Origin of the sequence: Janthinobacterium sp. BJB426, from assembly GCF_002735705.1 — a bacterium.
GTDB lineage: Bacteria > Pseudomonadota > Gammaproteobacteria > Burkholderiales > Burkholderiaceae_D > Janthinobacterium.
This window is the reverse complement of record NZ_PDZL01000007.1, coordinates 267,898-286,558: the sequence shown is the minus strand read 5'-3', so window position 1 is coordinate 286,558 and position 18,661 is coordinate 267,898. Positions and strand designations below refer to the sequence as shown.

Below are 18,661 nucleotides of genomic sequence, written 5' to 3'. Positions count from 1 at the left end.
GCTGCACTTACATCAAATGCCCACACTTATCGACTGTTAATTGTTAAAGAACTGTATTCGGTTACTGCTTTCGCGCTATCGACAAAGCGTTGTGTTTGTCAGCTGCGAAGAAGGAAGAGTATGAAGCGTTTGCAGCATTTCGTCAACCTTCTTTTTTACTACCCAGCCCCTGAAGGCCGCCCCTTTTGTGCCGCAAACCAGTGCGTCTCATCGGGGAGGCGAATCATATCAAAGACCGTCGAAGTTTGGCAAGCGCTTTTCAAGGAAAGCGTGCATGCCTTCTTTTTGAGCAGGCGTACCGAAGGCAGCCTGGAACAAACGACGCTCGTAGGCGACACCATCGGTCAAAGTGGTTTCAAAGGCGCGGTTGACGCAATCCTTGATCATCATGGCCACCGAGGTCGGCATGGCGGCGATGGTCCTGGCGGCAGCCAAGGTTTCTTCCAGCAATTTATCAGCAGGCACCACGCGCGACACGAGGCCGATGCGTTCCGCCTCGGCGGCATCGATGGTGCGCGCCGTCAGCAACAGGTCCATGGCCTTGGCCTTGCCGATGGCGCGCGGCAGACGCTGCGTACCGCCCGCACCCGGCGTGACGCCGACCTTGATTTCCGGCTGGCCAAATTTGGCGCTGTCGGCGGCGATCAGGAAATCGCACATCATGGCCAGTTCGCAGCCGCCACCAAGCGCATAGCCGGCCACCGCACCCACCACAGGTTTGCGCACGCGCAAGATATGCTCCCAGTTGCGGCTGATGTAGCCCTGGGTAAAGGTGTCCGGGTAGGTGTAATCGGCCATGGCGGCGATATCGGCGCCAGCGGCAAATGCTTTTTCGCTGCCCGTGAGCACGATACAGCCGATATTGTCATCCGCGTCGAACTTCAGCAAGGCGTCGCCCAGCTCATTCATCATGTTGTCGTTCAAGGCGTTCAAGGCCTTCGGGCGATTCAGGCGGATGACCGCCACTTTGTCCTGGATGTCGATGATCAGGTCTTCGTATTGCATAGTGTCTCCTCTCGATGAACGGTGCAACGATTGTAGCGGCTAACGGCAGCGGTGCGGCGGGTGCGCTGCTATTATTGTGAACCCGGTCACCTTTATCGAGCAGCGTATTTTCTCCTCCCTCTTTCAGTACTGCGCCAGCTACCTGCGCGGCGACGGCAGCGCCGCCAGCGTCAATTTCCGCCGCTTGTGGTTCAGCAACGGCCTCAATTGCTTCGGCGCCCAGATCACCTCGCTGGCCCTGCCCCTGTGCGCGGTACTATTACTACATGCGACGCCGGAGCAGATGGGCGTGCTGGTCGCCTTGCAGGCACTGCCGTTCGCCCTGTTCGGCTTGCCCGTCGGCGTGCTGCTGGACCGGCGCAGCAAGCACCCGATCATGCTGTTCAGCGAAAGCATGTCCGGCCTGGCCCTAGCCAGCGTGGCCGTGGCCTATTGGTGCGGCGTGCTGTCGATGCCATGGTTATATATAGTGGGGTTCATCATCGGCACGGGCTTCGTCGTTGGTGGCGGCGCCGAGCAAGTGTTTCTGACTTTCCTGGTGGGCCGCGACGGCTTGATCGATGCGCAATCGAAATTTGCCGCCACCGAATCGGCTTCGCGCCTGATCGGCCCCGGCCTGGCCGGCGTGCTGGTGCAAGTGCTGTCAGCACCCGTCGCCATCCTGTGCACGGCTTGCGGCTATCTGGTTTCCGTCTTTAATTTGCGCGCCATGAGCGTGCGCGATCCGCGTCCCGCACCATCCGACAAGCACGCCTTGCGCGACATCGCCGACGGCTTGCTGTTCGTCTGGCGCGAACCGCTGCTGCGCGCGCTGGCCTGGGGCGCCGGCATCTGGCACTTCCTCTTTTACGCCAGCATGGCTTTGACGGTGCTGTTCGCCACGCGCGACCTGGGCATGAGTCCTGGTGTGCTGGGCATGACGCAGATGCTCGGTGGCGCCGGCGTCTTGCTCAGCGCCTTCATCGTCAAGCCGCTGACGCGCCGCTACGGCGCCGGACGCACGATCCTGATCGGGCTGGCGTCCACCTCCGTGTGCTTTGCGCTGACGCCAACGATACCCGCCGCGCTGTTCGGCAGCGCGGCCGCCAGCGCCGTAGCGTATGCCATCTTGATGTTCTTTTTCGATTGCGGCGTGATGCTGTTCTTTATTCCCTACCTGGGCTTGCGTCAGAAGGTCACGCCCGATCCCATGCTGGGCCGCATGACGTCCACCATGCGCTTCCTGACGGTGGCGACGGCGCCGCTGGGCGCGCTGGCCGCCGGCTGGGTAGCGGAACACTTTGGCGTGCGCAATGGCCTGGCCTGCATCGCGGCAGGCAGCATTATGTTGACCGTCGCCATGGTGTGGGGCACGCCGCTGCGTAGCGTGCGCACCTGATGCGATGAACGGGCATACACTGCTGAAAGATTGCTTTGGCGACACTATTCACGCCAAAGCCTGTGAGGTTTGATTTACATCAAGGTTTTAATTGATGTAAATCCATAAGCTGTCTTACATCACTTGAGGAGCACGCTATGTTTAACACCATCTTATTTCCTACCGACGGCTCGCCGTTGTCCGACAAAGCCGCCGAGACCGCCCTCGCCTTCGCCCAATTGAACAAGGCCAAGCTGGTCGCCATCAGCGTGGTGCAGCCTTTCCCGTTCTCGCCGATGGCCGATGGCGGCATCGTGCTCGACGCCAGCCTGTATGAACAGCAGATGCAGGAAGCGTCGCAACGCGCCATCGACAAGATCGGCGCAGCGGCAAGCGCCGCCGGCGTACCCTTCGAAGGCGTGGTCGCCGTGTCGCCGAGCCCGCACGATGAAATCGTCAATGCGGCGCAGACCTACCATTGCGACATCATCCTGATGGCCTCGCATGGCCGCAAGGGCTTGAACAAGCTATTCGTGGGCAGCGAAACGCAAAAAGTGCTGGCGCATACCCATCTGCCAGTCATGGTTCTGCGCTAAGCCACGGCCTACCCGGCGCCGCGAGAAATTCAGCGCGCCGGCGCCTGTTTCGGCAACAACACCCACACGGCGCCGCTCTGCTTCATGCGGCCCGCATTCTCGGCCGCTTCTGCGCCAAAGCCAAAGAAATAATCGACCCGGATCGGCCCGCGAATGGCGCCGCCCGTATCCTGCGCCATCACCAGGCGCTGCATGGGAATCTCGCTATTGGCTTGCGTGGTGGACAGGAACACGGGCGCACCCAGCGGCAGAAAGCGCGAATCGATGGCCACCGAGCGCTGCGGCGTCAGCGGCACGCCCAGCGCCCCCTTCGGACCCACTTTCGGGTCAGGCAAACGCTCTTCCTTGAAGAAGACATAGCTGGGATTGGCGTTGAACAATTCATCCTTGCGCGTGGGGTGGCCGGCGATCCACGCCTTGATGCCCTGCGCGGACGCCTGGCTCAGGGTCAGCTCGCCCTTGTCGACCAGGTAGCGGCCGATCGATTTATACGGGTGCCCATTCTGATCCGCATACGCCACGCGCACGGTTTCCTGCGTATCGGTCAGCTGCACGCGCCCCGATCCCTGTACTTGCAGGAAGAAGGCCTCGACTTCGTCATCCACCCACAGCAATTCCTTGCCTGTGACGGATGTGGCGCGCTCGATGTCGGCGCGGGTGGCGTACGGCACCACCTTCTTGCCCACCAGCTTGCCCCGCAAGCGCATATTCTTCAGTTCCGGATACACGCCCGACAAATCCACCGAGACCAGGTCGTCGGGCACCTTGTACAGCGGTGTCTGATATGGGCCGCCGCGCTTGCGCGCGCCGTGCAGCAAGGGTTCGTAGTAACCGGTCACCAAGCCAGTATTGGCGCCATCGGCGGCCACCACTTGATTTGGCACAAAGAAAGTCTCGAAGAACAGGCGGATGGCCTTGTCGCTGTCCGCATTCACCTGGCGCGCGATTGTGCACGACTCTTTCCAGTCCGGACGCTTGACCAGCACGCCGCACGACGCCATGAACGCTGGCCAGGCAGCACGCATGTCGTCGCGGGCCCAGCCAGGCAAGGCGGCAAACTTGGCGGGCACAAAGGTTGGAGCTGCCACATCCGTGGCATCCTTGGCGTCGGCCGGCTTGGCAGGCACAGGCTTGACGACGGTCGGCGCGATGGCGGGCGCCTTGCCGCTGGAAGCAGCGGGCGGTGCGGGTGGCGTGGTGCAGGCGGATAAAGCAAGCGCGACGGCGCCGATTGAAACGGGTAGACTACCGCGTGTCAACAGACGGCGGGTAAATACTAAGCTGCGGGTAAATAACATAGGAGTGCGTATGTGGATCTTGATGATAGAGGCGCTGGTAGCGTTCTTCTTGCTGGCATTTATAGTCTGGTGGACCATGTATTCAGGCAAAAAGCCCGCACCGCCGGCGCGCAAGCAGCTCAGTGAAGAACAGGACGCCACCGAAAAACTGAAGTAAGGGGGCAAGCCCCCGGTGTTTCCTTAATGCAGGGTGCGCGGCACCGACAGCACGAATTCGGGAATCAAAGCTTCGAACTGGTGACCATCTTCGGCCACGCAAAAGTATTCACCGTGCATCGAGCCTTGCGGCGTGCCCAGCATGGTGCCGCTCGTGTATTCGAACTGTTCGCCCGGCTGCAGCAGCGGCTGGTGGCCGACGGCGCCCAGGCCGCGCACCTCTTCCACCTTGTTGTTCGCATCCGTGATGACCCAGTGGCGCGAAATCAGTTGCGCGCCCGCCGTGCCCGTGTTGACGACGCGGATCGTGTAGCTGAACACGTGCCGCCCCTGGTCCGGTGCCGATTGCTCGGGCAGGTATTGCGTCTTGACCGTTACCGTAAATTCATAAGTCGCCATCGTCATTCCTATTCAGACATTGCCAGTCATATTGTGTATCGCGCGCGACGCATAGGCCATCGCGCGATGCGTATTCTGTGTTTCACCGTACTTCAATGAGGCATGGTAACGGCGTCAGGCGTAAAATAGCGCAAATCGCATTTTCTATCCTTTGGCTACTTCACCATGACAACATTCCGTATCGCTCCCAGCATCCTGTCCGCCGACTTTGCCCGCCTGGGCGAGGAAGTGCGCAACGTCGTTACCGCCGGCGCCGACATCATCCACTTCGACGTGATGGATAACCATTACGTGCCGAACCTGACCATCGGCCCGCTGGTGTGCGAAGCGATCCGCCCGCACGTGCAAGTCCCCATCGATGTGCACCTGATGGTCAAGCCTGTCGATCGCATTATCCCGGATTTCGCCAAGGCTGGCGCGAACATCATCACCTTTCACCCGGAAGCGTCGGATCACGTCGACCGTTCCTTGCAGCTGATCCGCGACAATGGCTGCAAATCGGGCCTGGTATTCAACCCCGGCACGCCGCTGCATTACCTGGAACACGTGATGGACAAGATCGACATCATCCTGATCATGTCCGTCAATCCGGGCTTCGGCGGCCAGTCCTTCATTCCGCAAGCGCTGAAGAAAATTGCCGAAGCGCGCCGCATGATCGACGAATCGGGCCGTGACATCATGCTCGAAGTCGATGGCGGCATCAAGATCGACAACATCGCCGCCGCCGCTGCCGCTGGCGCCGATACCTTTGTCGCCGGCTCCGCCATCTTCGGCAAGCCCGACTACAAGGCCGTCATCGACGCCATGCGCGCCGAACTGGCCGCCGTCAAGGGCGCCTGATGCAAGCGGGCACGGTGAAAGACCACGTACTGGCCGGCGTACGCGCCGCCATCATCGACCTCGATGGCACGATGCTCGACACCGTGCCCGATTTCCATGTCGCCATCAATGGCATGCGCGCCGAACTGGACCTGGCGCCCATCAGCGCCGACGCCATCAAGCTGATGGTCGGCAAAGGCTCGGAAAACCTGATCCGCACCGTGCTGGCGCTCGACTTCGACGCGGCCGGCGTGGAACAGCATTTCGAGCAGGCGATGGACGGCTACCAGCGCCACTACCTGGCCATCAACGGCCAGTTCAGCACCCTGTACCCGGACGTGGAAGCGGGACTGGCGGCGATGAAGGCGGCAGGCTTGCGCCTGGCCTGCGTCACCAACAAGCCGATCGCCTTCGCCCTGCCCCTGCTGAAACTGAAAAACCTGGACCAGTATTTCGAGATCGTCTACGGCGGCGATTCGCTGCCGCAGAAAAAACCGCACCCCATGCCGCTGCTGCAAGTGTGTGCGGACTTCGACCTGGCGCCATCCAAAGTGGTGGCCATCGGCGACTCCTCGAATGACGCGCAAGCGGCCAGGGCTGCGGCTTGTCCCGTACTGACGGTACCGTATGGATACAATCACGGACACTCTATACACGATACCGATTCCGATGGTATAGTAAAGACACTGCTCGAAGCAGCCCGTTTTATTGGCATGCAAAACTAACCGGCATACTGACCAAACCCAACACCATATCGTGAACACGTTTCTCATCAAAAAACACAATGTCACCCAAACCGGCTCGATTGAGGCCTGGCTTTGGCGACGCTGGCAATCCTGGCAGGCCTAAGGGCCGAGCCGTTACGATTGCTGCCGGCTGCACACGCGTCCTTTGCGCATTTTGCGCATGTTGCATGTACCGGCAAGTTTTTTGATAACCCACCGCAGGGTTTGTGCACTATGCACACTCATACCCTGACGGCATGGAGAGAAACATGACCGAACTCGAATTCAAATCGCTGGCCCAGCAAGGCTACAACCGCATCCCCCTGATCGCGGAAGCGTTCGCCGACCTGGAAACGCCGCTCACCCTGTACCTGAAACTGGCACAGGCCCAACAAGGTGGCAAGAACACCTTCCTGCTCGAATCCGTCGTCGGCGGCGAACGCTTCGGCCGATATTCCTTCATCGGCTTGCCCGCCACGACCGTGTTGCGCAGCTATGGCAAGCGCACCGAAATCGTCAAGAACGGCGTCGTGATCGAAGAGCACGAAGGCAATCCGCTCGACTTCATCGAACAGTTCCAGTCGCGCTTCAAAGTGGCCCTGCGCCCCGGCATGCCGCGCTTCTGCGGCGGCCTGGCCGGCTACTTCGGCTACGACACCGTGCGCCACATCGAGAAAAAACTGGCCGGCGGCGCGCCGAAAGATGACTTGAAGCTGCCCGACATCCAGCTGATGGTGACGGAAGAACTGGCCGTCATCGACAACCTGTCCGGCAAACTGTATTTGATCGTTTACGCCGACACCACGCAGCCCGAATCGTTTTCGAAAGCACAGCAGCGCCTGAAGGACTTGCGCATGATGCTGCGCCGCGGTGTCGATGCGCCCGTCACCAGCGCTTCCGTGCGCACGGAAACCATCCGCGATTTTTCCAAGGAAGACTACCTGAAGGCCGTCGCCAAGGCGCATGAATACGTGATGGCGGGCGACCTGATGCAAGTGCAGATCGGCCAGCGCATCCGCAAACCGTATGTCGATTCGCCGCTGACCCTGTACCGCGCCTTGCGTTCGCTCAACCCGTCGCCGTATATGTACTTCTATAATTTCGGTGACATGCAGATCATCGGCGCCTCGCCGGAAATCCTGGTGCGCAACGAGAAGACGGCGGACGGCGGCAAGAAAGTCACCCTGCGCCCCATCGCCGGCACCCGTCCGCGCGGCGCCACGCCAGAGCGCGACGCCGAACTGTCGGCCGAGCTGCTGGCCGACCCGAAAGAGATCGCCGAGCACGTGATGCTGATCGACCTGGCGCGCAACGACATCGGCCGCATCGCCGAAACGGGCAGCGTACAAGTCACCGACCGCATGGTCATCGAAAAATACTCGCATGTGCAGCACATCGTCTCGAACGTGGAAGGCACCCTGAAGGAGGGCCTGTCGAACCTGGACGTGCTGCGCGCCACCTTCCCCGCCGGCACCCTGACGGGCGCGCCGAAAGTGCGCGCCATGGAAGTGATCGACGAGCTGGAAATCACCAAGCGCGGCATCTACGGCGGCGCCTGCGGCTACCTGTCGTTTGGCGGCGAAATGGATGTGGCCATCGCCATCCGCACGGGCGTGGTCAAGGACGGCATGCTGTACGTACAGGCCGCGGCCGGCATCGTGGCCGACTCCATCCCCGAAATGGAATGGCAGGAAACTGAAAACAAGGCGCGCGCCGTGCTGCGCGCCGCCGAACAAGTGCAAGATGGCCTGGATGGAGGGTTTTAAGATGCTGCTCATGATCGACAACTACGACTCCTTCACCTACAACATCGTGCAGTATTTCGGCGAATTGGGCGAAGACGTGCGGGTCTACCGCAACGATGAAATCACGATCGCACAGATCGAGGCGCTGAACCCGGACCGCATCTGCATCTCGCCCGGCCCGAAAGCACCGGCACAGGCGGGTATTTCGGTGGAAGTGCTCAAGCACTTCGCCGGCAAGAAGCCGATACTGGGCGTGTGCCTGGGCCACCAGGCCATCGGCGAAGCGTTTGGCGGCAAGGTCATCCGCGCCAAGCAAGTCATGCATGGCAAGACTTCCCTCATCGCGCATACGGGCGTGGGTGTCTTCAAGGACATCCCCAGCCCCTTCACAGTGATCCGCTACCACTCTTTGGCGATTGAACGCGCCTCGCTGCCTTCCTGCCTGGAAGTAACAGCGTGGACGGACGACGGCGAAATCATGGGCGTGCGCCACAGGGAATACGATATCGAGGGCGTGCAGTTCCACCCCGAATCGATCCTCTCGGAGCACGGCCACGCCCTGCTGAAGAATTTTCTCGAGCGCTGATTTTCCGCGCACGCCGCGGCGTGCCATCAGTGTCCTCCTGCGCCATCATTGAAGAAGGAAGCATCATGCCGATCACACCACAAGAAGCCCTGCTGCGCTGCATCGAACACCGCGAAATCTTTCACGACGAAATGCTGTACCTGTTCCGCCAGATCATGTCCGGCGAAATGTCGCCCACCATGATCGCCGCGCTCACCATGGGCTTGCGCGTGAAAAAGGAAACCATCGGCGAAATCGCCGCCGCCGCGCAAGTGATGCGCGAGTTTTCCACCAAGGTGCCCATGGCCGACACCACCAATCTGCTCGACATCGTCGGCACGGGCGGCGACGGCGCGCACACTTTCAATATTTCCACCGCCTCGATGTTCGTGGCGGCGGCCGCCGGCGCGCGCGTGGCCAAGCATGGCGGGCGCAGCGTCTCTTCCTCGTCCGGCAGCGCCGACGTGCTGGACTCCCTGGGCGTCAACATCAACCTGCAGCCCGAGCAGATCGCCCAGTCGATCGCACAAACGGGCATCGGCTTCATGTACGCGCCCAACCACCATGCGGCCATGAAGCATGCGGCGCCCGTGCGCAAGGAACTGGGCGTGCGCACGATCTTCAACATCCTCGGCCCGCTGACGAATCCGGCCGGTGCGCCGAACATTTTGATGGGCGTGTTCCACGCCGACCTGGTCGGCATCCAGGTGCGCGTGCTGCAGCGCCTGGGCGCGCAGCATGCCATCGTCGTATATGGCCGCGACAATATGGATGAAGTGTCGCTCGGTGCGGCCACCATGGTGGGTGAACTGGTCAACGGCGAAATCCGCGAATATGAAATCCATCCCGAAGACTTCGGCATGTCGATGATCGCCAGCCGCAACCTGAAGGTAGCCGATGCCGTCGAATCGAAAGCGAAGATGATGGAAGCGCTGCGCGGCGAACCCGGCGCGGCCGCCGACATCGTCGCCCTGAATGCTGGCACGGCGCTGTACGCGGCCGGCGTGGCCAGTTCGATCGAAGACGGCCTGGCGCGCGCGCGCACCGCCGTCAGCTCGGGCGCGGCGCTGGCGAAACTCGCTCAATTCGTGCAGGTCACGCAGCAACTGGGCACCCCGGCGCAAGCGTAAGCGCCCTGCCCTCCTTTATAGAATAGCGATCATCATGTCCGACATACTCGATAAAATCCTGGCCGTGAAAGCCGATGAAGTGGCCAAGGCCAAGGCCCACCGCAGCCTGGCCAGCCTGCGCAGCGACGTGGAAAGCGACAGCGCCCTGCGCGCCGGCCTGCGCGGCTTTGAAGCAAGCCTGCGCCAGCACATCGCCGACGGCAAGCCCGGTATCATCGCCGAAATCAAAAAAGCCTCGCCATCGAAAGGCGTCATTCGCGCCGACTTCCGCCCGTTTGATATCGCCGCCAGCTATGCGGCGCATGGCGCGGCTTGCCTGTCCGTGCTGACGGACGAACAGTTCTTCCAGGGATCCGTGGCATATCTGCAGCAGGCGCGCGCCGCCTGCGCCATTCCCGTGCTGCGCAAGGACTTCATGGTCGACATGTACCAGATCTATGAAGCGCGCGCCATGGGTGCCGACTGCATCCTCCTGATCGTCGCGGCGCTCGACCACGGCCTGATGGCGGAAATGGAAGCGTGCGCCCACGAACTTGGCATGGGCGTGCTGATCGAAAGCCACGATGGCGACGAGCTGACGGCGGCCCTGAAACTCAAGAGCCCGCTGATCGGCATCAACAACCGCAACCTGCGCACCTTCGAAACCTCGCTCGACACGACCATCAAGCTGTTACCGCGCATCCCGCAGGACAAATTGATCATCACGGAATCGGGCATCCACAGCACGGCCGACGTGCAACGCATGCGCGAGGCGCACATCCACAGCTTCCTCGTGGGCGAAGCGTTCATGCGCGCGCCAGACCCCGGCGTGGAGCTGGAACGCCTGTTCAGTTAAAGCATGGTAGTCTGGCAGACATGAGACACGCGATCATCGTCCTTGCCACTGCTGCCCTGCTGTCGGCTTGCCAGACTGCGCCCCCGCCCTTGGGCCGCACACCCTCGCCAGTGGAGCGCACGCCCCCTGGCACGCCGGCCGCGATACAGCTCGCCGCCAGCATCGACGCCTACAAGGCGCTGGTGGCGCAGCAGATCATGTCCGCCAACTCAGAATACACGTTCAGCGGGCGCCTGCCGCCCATGCTGCCGGCCATCGTCGTGCTCGACCTGAGCGTGGGCCCCGACGGCGAACTGAAAAGCGTGCACGTCCACCGCTCGCGCGACAGCGAAGCATCGGCCGCGGCGCTGGCCGCCGTGCGGCGCGTGCCAACCCTCTTTCCGCCAGCGGTACACCTGATGCGCCGCCACGCCCGGACCTTCGATTTCTCCGAAACCTTCCTCTTCAACGACCAGTACCGGTTCCAACTGCGGACCTTGTCCGGTCCACAGTAAACGCGGCGGTATCGAGTTCGATGCGGTCGCGTCCCCGTTCCTTGGCCAGGTACAGGGCCGCATCCGCGCGCGACAACAGCTGTTCCAGCCCTTCCACCACCGATGCCTGGCAAGCGATGCCGATGCTGACCGTACACGATGGCAGCCCCGCATGACTGGGCTCGCGCAGCAAGGCGCGGATGCGTTCGGCCACGCCCAGCGCATTATGCGCCGGCATGTCCGGCATCAGCACGACGAACTCCTCGCCGCCGAAACGCGCCACGCAATCCGATTCGCGCAAGGCGCCTTTGATAACGGCGGCCACATGCGCCAGCACCTGGTCACCCACCGCGTGACCGTAGCGATCATTGATCAATTTGAAGTAATCGAGGTCGATGCTGAGCAATGTCAGCGGCAAACGGTGGCGGCGAAGATTGCCTATCTCGCGCGCATAGGCGTCGCCAAAGCCGCGCCGGTTCAGCACCTGCGTCAGCGGATCGTGGGTCGAGCGGCGCTCCAGTATCTGCTGCAGGCGGCGCGTCGCCACCGTCATGAAGCCCACCGTCAGCAGCAGCGCCATGAAATTGGCCACCGCCAGATAGATGCCGGCCGGCGTGCCGGCCACCGTCAGGTTCACGCTGGCGCCGCCATGCAGCAAGGCTGACACGCCGCGCGCCAGCACCACGACGGCTTGCATCAGCATCAGCGCGCCAAAGAAAAAACTGGAGAAATGACGTTCGCCATGGCGCCACACCAGTTGCACCTGGCGCGCATAAAACAGGAAGACCAGCAGGGAAAAGACCGCCACGCGCGCCGAGAAATCGGGGTGCACCAGCAGCCACCAGCTGTTGCCGGCGATGGCCAGGGCAAGTATCAGCAGATAGGCGCGGCGGCTGGGCGCCAGGCCAAAGAATTTCTCCGTGCCCAGCATCGACAGGCCGATGCCGGCCACCAGCGCCGCATTGGCCGCGATCATGGACAACGCCGGCGGCAGCACCTCGCGGGTGCCGAACAGCAGGGACGCACACACCAGCAACAGCAAGCCGGCCGCCCAATGCCCCAGGCCATGCACCTCGCGCCGGAAACTGCGATACACCGAGAACATGACGATGCTCATCGCCCCGCACATCAGGGTCGTCATCAGCATGATCGTTCGAGGATCGAGGGTTTGCACGTTGGGCGCGATCTAAAAGAAGCAGTTCGGCAATTTTAGTTTAGTTAAAGAAAAATTAGTTCATTTGCAGTAAATATGCTGGCTGTCCGCGGCTGCCGGCGGATAAGTTGCATTTGAGAAATTGCTGCCTGAAATAGAAAACCGGCCAGTGACGGCCGGTTTTCTGTCTTACCGCGTGACGAACAGCTTATACAGCGCTAGGACGCTTCGGTCCCGTGGCCTTCTTTGGCGCCGGCAGCAGGGTCAGGCTGACACCGGGCACGCGGTCGCCCTGCAGCACGGCCGCAAACGTCATCAGCTCGTCGCGGCGGAAGGCGTGGATGGCTACCTTGGCGCCGACGGCGTAACGGCCCAGCAAGGTGTCCAGGTTGGTGCCCGTCACGCGCAAGCCATCGACGGCCACCAGCACATCGCCCGCCGACAGGCCAGCTACGTGAGCAGCGCCGCCCTGGTGTACCTGCGCCAATTTGGCGTCGTTGCCGTCGCGGGCCAGGTTGACGTCCAGGCTGGCTTTCTCGGCCTTGCGCGCATCGCTGTATTTCACGCCGAACGGCGCCAGCAGGCGCGCCAGCGGCACGTCGTCCGTGCCGCGGATGTAGCGCTCGAAGAACGGCTTCATGCGCGTGCCGGCAATCTCATCGAACAGGGCTTCGACTTCGGCCGGCGTCACGCCGCGCGCTTTACCCTTGTAGAAATCGCGGCCATAGCGCTGCCACAGCGCCTGCATCACGTCGTCCAGCGATTTCTCTCCATTCGTCTTGCTGCGGATCGTCAGGTCGAAGGCCAGCGCGATCAGCGAACCCTTGGTGTAGTAGCTGACGATGGCGTTCGGCGCGTTTTCATCCTGGCGGTAGTACTTGCCCCAGGCGTCGAAGCTGGAATCGGCCACGCTTTGCTTGCTGCGGCCGCTGCCGCGCAAGACGCTGTTGACAGTTTTTCCGAGCAATTTGAAATAGGCCGCTTCATCGATCAGGCCAGCGCGCACCAGCATCAGGTCATCGTAATAGCTGGTGAAGCCTTCGAAGAGCCACAGCAGCGGCGAATAGCTTTCCGCCTGCAGGTTGTACGGCGCGAAGGCGGCTGGCTTGATGCGCTTGACGTTCCAGGTGTGGAAGTACTCGTGGCTGCACAGGCCGAGAAATTTCAGGTAGCCGTCGCCGATCTCGGTGCTGGTCGAAGCCGTCGTCGGCAAGTCGGCGCGGGCGCAGATCAGCGCCGTCGAGGCGCGGTGTTCCAGGCCGCCATAACCATCGCCGACGGCCATGGTCATGAACACGTAGCGCTCCATCGGCGCTTTCTTTGTCTTCGGCTCGAAGAAGGCGATCTGCGTTTCGCAGATGGCTTTCAGGTCGCGGCACAAGCGGTCCAGGTCCAGGTTCGGCACCTTGCCCGTGACGACGATATCGTGCGGCACGCCATGCGCGGTGAAGGTGGCCAGCGCGAAGTCGCCCATCTCCACCGGGTGGTCGATCAGCTCATCGTAGTTGGCCGCCTGGTAGCTGCCGAAGCCATAGCGCTTCGCTTTCAGTTCCGGCAGAGTGGTGGCCACTCGCCAGGTCTTGCAGGCCGCATCCTTCGGCTGCACGATGTGCACTTCATGGGCGTCGGATTCCTGGCCCAGCACGCGCAGGAACACGCTGGTGCCGTTGAAGAAGCCGTGGTTCTGGTCCAGGTGGGCGGCGCGCACGGACAGGTCCCAGGCATACACGTCGTATTCGACCGTCAACGGGCCCTGGCACGGGGCGGCTTGCCACGAGTGCTTGTCCAACTTGATCAGCGCCACGGCCTTGCCTTCGGACTCGGCACGGATGCTGACGATGTTGCGCGAAAATTCACGGATCATGTAGCTGCCCGGAATCCAGGCCGGCAAGGAGAGAATCTGGCCGATGGCGGCCGGCGACTTGACCGTCAACGTCACCTTGAACATATGGCCGGCCAGATCCAGCGCCGCGATGCTGTAGATGATGCCGGCCGCCGGTGCGGCTTTTGCCCTGGTTTTCGCAACGGCTTTGCTTGTGGCTTTGCCGCTTGCCTTGGCTTCCGCCTTGGCGGTGATTTTTTGAATCGGTGCTTTCTTCATGTTTTCCTCGTGTCTGGCATGGATGTTCTACAATCGACCGGGCGCGCCAGGCACCGGCGACAAATCGTCAGGTGTATCAATATCGCGCAAGATGCCGCTGTCGTCCACTGTCACTTCGCACACGGCATGGCTGCGCACAATGCTGCGCGCGCCCTGATCGCCATCGAGCGCCAGCAGCAGCGGCAAGTGAAAGGCGCTGAACGCGACAGGATTGCCGCGCCGTCCCTGGAACACGGGCACGGCGATGTGCGCGCCATCGTCGATGGCGTGCGACAAGGCGGCGATTGTAGCCGCTTCCACGTAAGGCATGTCGCCCAGGGCGATCAGCCAGCCCGGCGCGCCGCGCACGTAATCGATGGCGCAGGTGAGCGAGGCGGCCATGCCCGTGTCGGCGTCATGGCAGACGCGCACCTCGCAGCCCAGCGCACCGAGTGCGTGCGCCACCTGCGTATCGTCGGCACGCACCACGGCCAGCACGCGCGGCAAGGCCGCCAGCATGGCTTTTGCGGCCGCCACCACGACCGGCAAGCCCGCATGCGGGCCTTCCGTCAACGGCTGCAATAATTTGTTCTGCACGCCGGAAGGGTCGAACCTGCGTCCCCTTCCGGCTGCCAGCAAGATGCCGACCGTACTCAAAAAACCGCTACCGTCATGCGGCCGCCAGGTCGAACGGCAGCTTGCGCAGGCGCTTGCCCGTCAAGGCGAACAGCGCATTGGCGAATGCGGGCGCCAGCGGCGGCACGCCCGGCTCGCCCATGCCGGTTGGCGCGTCGCCCGATGGCACCAGGTGCACCTCGATCACCGGCATGTCGGGCATGCGCGGCACCGGATAGTCGCCGAAGTTCTGCTGCTGCACCACGCCATCCTTGAGCGTGATGGCCGCGCCGGGGATGGTCATGCCCAGCGCCATCAGCGCGGCGCCCTGCACTTGCGCCTCGATCGTCAGGGGATTGACGGCCAGGTTGCAATGCACGCCCGCCCAAACCTGATGCAGCTTGGGCGCGCCTTCCACCACGGAAGCCGTCACCACGTAGGCGACGACGGAATTGAACGACTCGTGCATGGCCACGCCCCAGGCCTGCCCTTTCGGCAGCTTCTTCTTGCCATAACCGGACTTGGCCACGGCCAGGTCCAGCGCGGCGATGTGGCGCGTGTGCTTCGCGTCGATCAGCTGCTTGCGGTAGGCGACGGGGTCCATCTTCGCCACGTGCGCCGCCTCGTCGATCAGGGTTTCCATGACAAAGGCCGTATGCGTCGAGCCGACGGAGCGCCACCACAGCACGGGCACGTTCGCCTTGGCCGTATGCACGGACAATTTCATCGGCAAGGTGTACGGCTCGCCCATGCCTTCGACCATGGTGCCGTCGACGCCATTTTTCACCATGAAGGCTTCGAACGGCGTGCCGGCCATGATGGACTGGCCCACGATGGTGTGGTCCCAGGCGAGGATCTTGCCCTTGGCGTCGAGGCCGATCTGCGCGCGGTGCACGTGCGACGGCCGGTAGTAGCCGCCCTTGATGTCGTCCTCGCGGCTCCACATCAGCTTTAACGGACCGCTCTTGCCCGCCGCCCGGTATGCCTTGGCGACGTTGACGGCTTCGACCACGTAGTCGGAACTAGGCACGGCGCGCCGGCCGAAGCCGCCGCCGGCCATCATCGTGTGCAGGGTTACTTGTTCCGGTTTCAGGCCGGAAGTGGCCGCGATGGCCGCCTGGTCGCCCGTCTGGAATTGCGAACCCACCCACATCGTGCATTTGTCAGCCTGCAGGTCGACCACGCAATTGAGCGGCTCCATCGGCGCGTGTGCCAGGTAGGGAAATTCATAGACAGCTTCGATTTTCTTCGGCGCCTTGGCCAACTTGCCCACGTCGGCAGGCCTGGCGATGGTGCCCGGCGTTTTCGCCAACGCCTTGAAAGCGGCCAGCTGCTTGTCGCTGCTGACCTTTTCCACGGCGCTCGTATCCCACTCGATCGCCAGCGCGTCGCGCCCCTGCTTGGCGGGCCAGTAGCCGTCGGCGATGACGGCCACGCCGCTGCCGCCACGGTCGGTCTTCACTTCCAGCACCTCGAGCACGCCCTTGATGGCCTTGGCCTTGCTGGCGTCGAATTTCGCCACTTTCGCGCCAAACACGGGCGGGCGCGCCACCATGGCCACTTTCGCGCCAGGCGGCTTGAAGTCGATGCCGAACTGCTGCTTGCCCGTCGATTTGGCGGCCGCGTCCAGGCGTTTCACGGGTTTGCCGATGATAGCAAAGTCGCGCGGCTCTTTCAGCTTGACGGTGGCGGGCACGGGCTGGCGCATGGCCGCGTCGGCAAGTTCGCCATACGTCGCTTTTTGTCCGCCGGGGCCATACAGCACGCCCTTGGCGGCGCGCACCTGATCGGGACTGACTTTCCACTGCGCGGCGGCGGCGCCCACCAGCATGGCGCGCGCCTTCGCGCCGATTTCGCGGTACTGTGTAAACGAGTGGGCGATGCTGCCCGAGCCGCCCGTCATCTGCATGCCGTAGGCGGCATCCTTGTATTGTTCTCCGGCGGGCGCCAGGGCGCCGTGCACCAGGCTCCAGTCGGCGTCGAGTTCCTCGGCGATCAGCATGGGCAAGCTCGTTTGCACGCCCTGGCCGAATTCCAGCCGGTTCACCTGTACCGTCACCGTGTTATCGGGAGCGATGTGCAAGAAGGCGTTCGGTGCATACACGGGCTTGGCGGGTGCGGCATCGGCCGCCTGCGCCAGCTTGCCTGCGCCGGGCAGGAAAAAGCCCAGCATCAAGCCGCCGCCGGCCACCGCGCCAGCCTTCATGAAACCGCGCCGCGACACGCCATCGGCCGCGCCAGCGACAGCCACCGGCGCCGATGCCAGCGCCGCGCCCAGGGTCACGCCGCCATGCTGCAATGCTTCCTGATTCAACCATTCGATACGCATGTCGTTCTCCTCAGGCCAGGGTCTTGGCCGCGTCCTTGATGGCTGCGCGGATCCGTTGATAGGTGCCGCAGCGGCAGATATTGCCGCTCATGGCACCGTCGATGTCTGCATCGCTGGGCGCCTTGTTGGTGCGCAGCAGCGCCGTGGCGCTCATCACCTGGCCGCTTTGACAGTAGCCGCATTGCGGCACGTCGTGGCGCACCCACGCCGCCTGCACGGCCTTGCCCACCTGGTCGTTTTCCATCGCTTCGATGGTGGTGATCTTTTGCGCGCCCACCGAGGAAATCGGCGTGATGCACGAGCGAATGGGTTGGCCGTCGAGGTGCACCGTGCAGGCGCCGCACAGGGCCGCGCCGCAACCGAACTTGGTGCCCGTCATGTTCAGGTTATCGCGCAGCGCCCACAGGATGGGCGTGGATGGATCGGCGTCGACCTGCGTGTCGCTTCCGTTGATATTCAAGGTAATCATCTGCTGCTTCCCCTTTTTTGGATTGTTATGGCGTCTACGAACAACACTTGATGATACGACAGCGGAAAAAAGTGCAAAAAAAAGCGCGCCTTGCGAGGGCGCGCCGTCCAGCCTTCCTGGCGACAGCCCGGATTACTTAATGGTCGAGAATTTCTGTTCCAGCGTTTTCGCATCGACCGCGCCCGGAATGCGGCTGCCGTCGGCAAAGAAGATGGCTGGCGTGCCCGAGACACGCAATTGCTGGCCCAGTGCCAGGATTTTTTCATGCGGGTTGGCGCACGTGGCGGCCACCGTTGCCGGCGCCTTGCCGTTCAACATCCAGTCATCCCAGGCCTTGTTGCGGTCCGGTGCGCACCACACATTGCGCGACTTGACGATGGAATCGGGGGACAGGATGTTGTACATGAAGGTGTAGACGGTGACGTTGTCGATTTCCTTCAACGCATTCTGGCGGAAGCGCTTGCAATAGCCGCAGTTCGGATCTTCGAATACGGCGATCACGCGCTTGCCATTGCCCTTGACAGTCTTCATGGCGGAATCGAGCGGCAGGTCGGAGAACTTGATGCGGTTGACTTCATCCAGGCGCACCTTGGTCAGGTCTTGCGACGTCTTGGCGTCAAAGACGTGGCCGACGAACAGGTATTGCGCAGCTTTGTCCGTGTACAGGATGTCGCCACCCGTGCGCACTTCGTACAGGCCGCCGTATGGCGTTTCCTTGACCGAATCGACCTTGGCGCCTTCGCCCAGGCGCGGCTCGATCAGCTTTTTGATGTTTGCTTCCGTCGGCGTTTCCGCGCCGGCGCACGACATCATCAGGCCCGAGGCCATTACCAATGCGATTCTGCTCATTTTGATCACTATCACTTCTCCACTTGAAACGCCTGGCGGGACTGGCCTCTGGCCCGGCATCAT

Annotated in this window: 19 protein-coding genes; 10 read left to right on the top strand and 9 right to left on the bottom strand. The window is 62.4% G+C overall.

Annotated elements, in window-relative coordinates; all coding sequences use genetic code 11:
- Nucleotides 1-228: 228 nt before the first annotated feature.
- Entirely contained in the window at nucleotides 229-1,005 is a 777-nt protein-coding gene (locus tag CSQ93_RS14470; protein WP_099378625.1) for an enoyl-CoA hydratase, read from the bottom strand.
- A gap of 76 nt (nucleotides 1,006-1,081) precedes the next feature.
- Between CSQ93_RS14470 and CSQ93_RS14465 the strand changes: the two genes are divergently transcribed.
- Together CSQ93_RS14465 and CSQ93_RS14460 are read left to right on the top strand one after the other, a co-directional pair.
- Nucleotides 1,082-2,383, top strand: a complete 1,302-nt coding sequence (locus CSQ93_RS14465) for an MFS transporter (RefSeq protein WP_233516179.1) — start codon at nucleotides 1,082-1,084, stop codon at nucleotides 2,381-2,383.
- A 137-nt stretch (nucleotides 2,384-2,520) separates the two neighbouring features.
- Nucleotides 2,521-2,958 (top strand): universal stress protein, encoded by a 438-nt coding sequence (locus tag CSQ93_RS14460; RefSeq protein WP_034785626.1) that lies wholly within the window; start codon nucleotides 2,521-2,523, stop codon nucleotides 2,956-2,958.
- A gap of 29 nt (nucleotides 2,959-2,987) precedes the next feature.
- Here CSQ93_RS14460 and mltA read toward each other — a convergent pair whose 3' ends face one another.
- On the bottom strand, nucleotides 2,988-4,190 hold the full coding sequence (gene mltA / locus CSQ93_RS14455; protein ID WP_199534418.1) for a murein transglycosylase A: 1,203 nt from the start codon (nucleotides 4,188-4,190) through the stop codon (nucleotides 2,988-2,990).
- Nucleotides 4,191-4,266: 76 nt separating this feature from the next.
- Here mltA and CSQ93_RS29225 point away from each other — a divergent pair, with 76 nt between their 5' ends.
- Nucleotides 4,267-4,413, top strand: a complete 147-nt coding sequence (locus CSQ93_RS29225; RefSeq protein WP_167468630.1) for a hypothetical protein — start codon at nucleotides 4,267-4,269, stop codon at nucleotides 4,411-4,413.
- Between the two features lie 23 nt (nucleotides 4,414-4,436).
- Here the strand turns inward: CSQ93_RS29225 and apaG are convergent, their stop codons facing one another.
- Nucleotides 4,437-4,811: a Co2+/Mg2+ efflux protein ApaG gene (gene apaG, locus CSQ93_RS14445; protein ID WP_035828598.1), complete on the bottom strand. Its 375-nt coding sequence runs from the start codon at nucleotides 4,809-4,811 to the stop codon at nucleotides 4,437-4,439.
- A 165-nt stretch (nucleotides 4,812-4,976) separates the two neighbouring features.
- Here apaG and rpe point away from each other — a divergent pair, with 165 nt between their 5' ends.
- The 7 genes from rpe to CSQ93_RS14410 all read left to right on the top strand — a co-directional run bounded on the left by rpe (nucleotide 4,977) and on the right by CSQ93_RS14410 (nucleotide 11,124).
- Nucleotides 4,977-5,651, top strand: coding sequence for a ribulose-phosphate 3-epimerase (gene rpe / locus CSQ93_RS14440; protein WP_034753544.1), 675 nt, complete (start codon nucleotides 4,977-4,979; stop codon nucleotides 5,649-5,651).
- Entirely contained in the window at nucleotides 5,651-6,355 is a 705-nt protein-coding gene (locus tag CSQ93_RS14435; RefSeq protein ID WP_099378623.1) for a phosphoglycolate phosphatase, read from the top strand. The genes rpe and CSQ93_RS14435 overlap by 1 nt, the downstream gene beginning before the upstream one ends.
- A 269-nt stretch (nucleotides 6,356-6,624) precedes the next feature.
- Nucleotides 6,625-8,121, top strand: a complete 1,497-nt coding sequence (gene trpE, locus CSQ93_RS14430) for an anthranilate synthase component I (RefSeq protein WP_099378622.1) — start codon at nucleotides 6,625-6,627, stop codon at nucleotides 8,119-8,121.
- A 1-nt stretch (nucleotide 8,122) separates the two neighbouring features.
- Nucleotides 8,123-8,686: an aminodeoxychorismate/anthranilate synthase component II gene (locus CSQ93_RS14425; RefSeq protein ID WP_099378621.1), complete on the top strand. Its 564-nt coding sequence runs from the start codon at nucleotides 8,123-8,125 to the stop codon at nucleotides 8,684-8,686.
- Nucleotides 8,687-8,751: 65 nt separating this feature from the next.
- Nucleotides 8,752-9,795: an anthranilate phosphoribosyltransferase gene (gene trpD, locus CSQ93_RS14420; RefSeq protein ID WP_099378620.1), complete on the top strand. Its 1,044-nt coding sequence runs from the start codon at nucleotides 8,752-8,754 to the stop codon at nucleotides 9,793-9,795.
- Between the two features lie 34 nt (nucleotides 9,796-9,829).
- The gene (trpC, locus tag CSQ93_RS14415) at nucleotides 9,830-10,630 is read left to right on the top strand and encodes an indole-3-glycerol phosphate synthase TrpC (RefSeq protein WP_099378619.1); all 801 of its coding nucleotides are present in this window, start codon (nucleotides 9,830-9,832) and stop codon (nucleotides 10,628-10,630) included.
- Nucleotides 10,631-10,650: 20 nt separating this feature from the next.
- The gene (locus CSQ93_RS14410) at nucleotides 10,651-11,124 is read left to right on the top strand and encodes a hypothetical protein (RefSeq protein ID WP_099378618.1); all 474 of its coding nucleotides are present in this window, start codon (nucleotides 10,651-10,653) and stop codon (nucleotides 11,122-11,124) included.
- On the opposite strand, the gene CSQ93_RS14405 is transcribed toward CSQ93_RS14410, so the two are convergent.
- The 6 genes from CSQ93_RS14405 to CSQ93_RS14380 form a co-directional block, all read right to left on the bottom strand.
- Entirely contained in the window at nucleotides 11,075-12,250 is a 1,176-nt protein-coding gene (locus CSQ93_RS14405; protein WP_099378617.1) for a GGDEF domain-containing protein, read from the bottom strand. The genes CSQ93_RS14410 and CSQ93_RS14405 overlap by 50 nt on opposite strands.
- Before the next feature lie 214 nt (nucleotides 12,251-12,464).
- Nucleotides 12,465-14,357 (bottom strand): M61 family metallopeptidase, encoded by a 1,893-nt coding sequence (locus tag CSQ93_RS14400; protein WP_267891653.1) that lies wholly within the window; start codon nucleotides 14,355-14,357, stop codon nucleotides 12,465-12,467.
- Nucleotides 14,358-14,384: 27 nt separating this feature from the next.
- Nucleotides 14,385-14,993, bottom strand: a complete 609-nt coding sequence (locus CSQ93_RS14395) for a nucleotidyltransferase family protein (RefSeq protein WP_099378616.1) — start codon at nucleotides 14,991-14,993, stop codon at nucleotides 14,385-14,387.
- 13 nt (nucleotides 14,994-15,006) lie between these two features.
- A complete protein-coding gene (locus tag CSQ93_RS14390; protein WP_099378615.1) occupies nucleotides 15,007-17,280 on the bottom strand; it encodes a xanthine dehydrogenase family protein molybdopterin-binding subunit in 2,274 nt (757 codons plus the stop codon).
- 10 nt (nucleotides 17,281-17,290) lie between these two features.
- Nucleotides 17,291-17,749 carry a (2Fe-2S)-binding protein gene (locus tag CSQ93_RS14385; RefSeq protein WP_099378614.1) on the bottom strand — a complete coding sequence of 153 codons (459 nt, stop codon included), beginning with the start codon at nucleotides 17,747-17,749 and terminating at the stop codon, nucleotides 17,291-17,293.
- Nucleotides 17,750-17,881: 132 nt separating this feature from the next.
- Complete coding sequence (locus tag CSQ93_RS14380; RefSeq protein ID WP_199534415.1) at nucleotides 17,882-18,598, bottom strand: DsbC family protein; 717 nt, start codon at nucleotides 18,596-18,598, stop codon at nucleotides 17,882-17,884.
- Nucleotides 18,599-18,661: the final 63 nt, after the last annotated feature.

What these genes read in the sequence shown, in the direction of transcription:
- CSQ93_RS14460 (WP_034785626.1), top strand. Translation starts at nt 2,521, where the DNA reads ATGTTTAACACCATCTTATTTCCTACCGACGGCTCGCCGTTGTCCGAC.
- CSQ93_RS14410 (WP_099378618.1), top strand. Translation starts at nt 10,651, where the DNA reads ATGAGACACGCGATCATCGTCCTTGCCACTGCTGCCCTGCTGTCGGCT.
- trpD (WP_099378620.1), top strand. Translation starts at nt 8,752, where the DNA reads ATGCCGATCACACCACAAGAAGCCCTGCTGCGCTGCATCGAACACCGC.
- CSQ93_RS14400 (WP_267891653.1), bottom strand. Translation starts at nt 14,357, where the DNA reads ATGAAGAAAGCACCGATTCAAAAAATCACCGCCAAGGCGGAAGCCAAG.
- trpC (WP_099378619.1), top strand. Translation starts at nt 9,830, where the DNA reads ATGTCCGACATACTCGATAAAATCCTGGCCGTGAAAGCCGATGAAGTG.
- CSQ93_RS14385 (WP_099378614.1), bottom strand. Translation starts at nt 17,749, where the DNA reads ATGATTACCTTGAATATCAACGGAAGCGACACGCAGGTCGACGCCGAT.
- CSQ93_RS14390 (WP_099378615.1), bottom strand. Translation starts at nt 17,280, where the DNA reads ATGCGTATCGAATGGTTGAATCAGGAAGCATTGCAGCATGGCGGCGTG.
- CSQ93_RS14470 (WP_099378625.1), bottom strand. Translation starts at nt 1,005, where the DNA reads ATGCAATACGAAGACCTGATCATCGACATCCAGGACAAAGTGGCGGTC.
- CSQ93_RS14435 (WP_099378623.1), top strand. Translation starts at nt 5,651, where the DNA reads ATGCAAGCGGGCACGGTGAAAGACCACGTACTGGCCGGCGTACGCGCC.
- CSQ93_RS14405 (WP_099378617.1), bottom strand. Translation starts at nt 12,250, where the DNA reads ATGCTGATGACGACCCTGATGTGCGGGGCGATGAGCATCGTCATGTTC.
- CSQ93_RS14380 (WP_199534415.1), bottom strand. Translation starts at nt 18,598, where the DNA reads ATGAGCAGAATCGCATTGGTAATGGCCTCGGGCCTGATGATGTCGTGC.
- CSQ93_RS14425 (WP_099378621.1), top strand. Translation starts at nt 8,123, where the DNA reads ATGCTGCTCATGATCGACAACTACGACTCCTTCACCTACAACATCGTG.
- trpE (WP_099378622.1), top strand. Translation starts at nt 6,625, where the DNA reads ATGACCGAACTCGAATTCAAATCGCTGGCCCAGCAAGGCTACAACCGC.
- rpe (WP_034753544.1), top strand. Translation starts at nt 4,977, where the DNA reads ATGACAACATTCCGTATCGCTCCCAGCATCCTGTCCGCCGACTTTGCC.
- apaG (WP_035828598.1), bottom strand. Translation starts at nt 4,811, where the DNA reads ATGGCGACTTATGAATTTACGGTAACGGTCAAGACGCAATACCTGCCC.
- CSQ93_RS29225 (WP_167468630.1), top strand. Translation starts at nt 4,267, where the DNA reads ATGTGGATCTTGATGATAGAGGCGCTGGTAGCGTTCTTCTTGCTGGCA.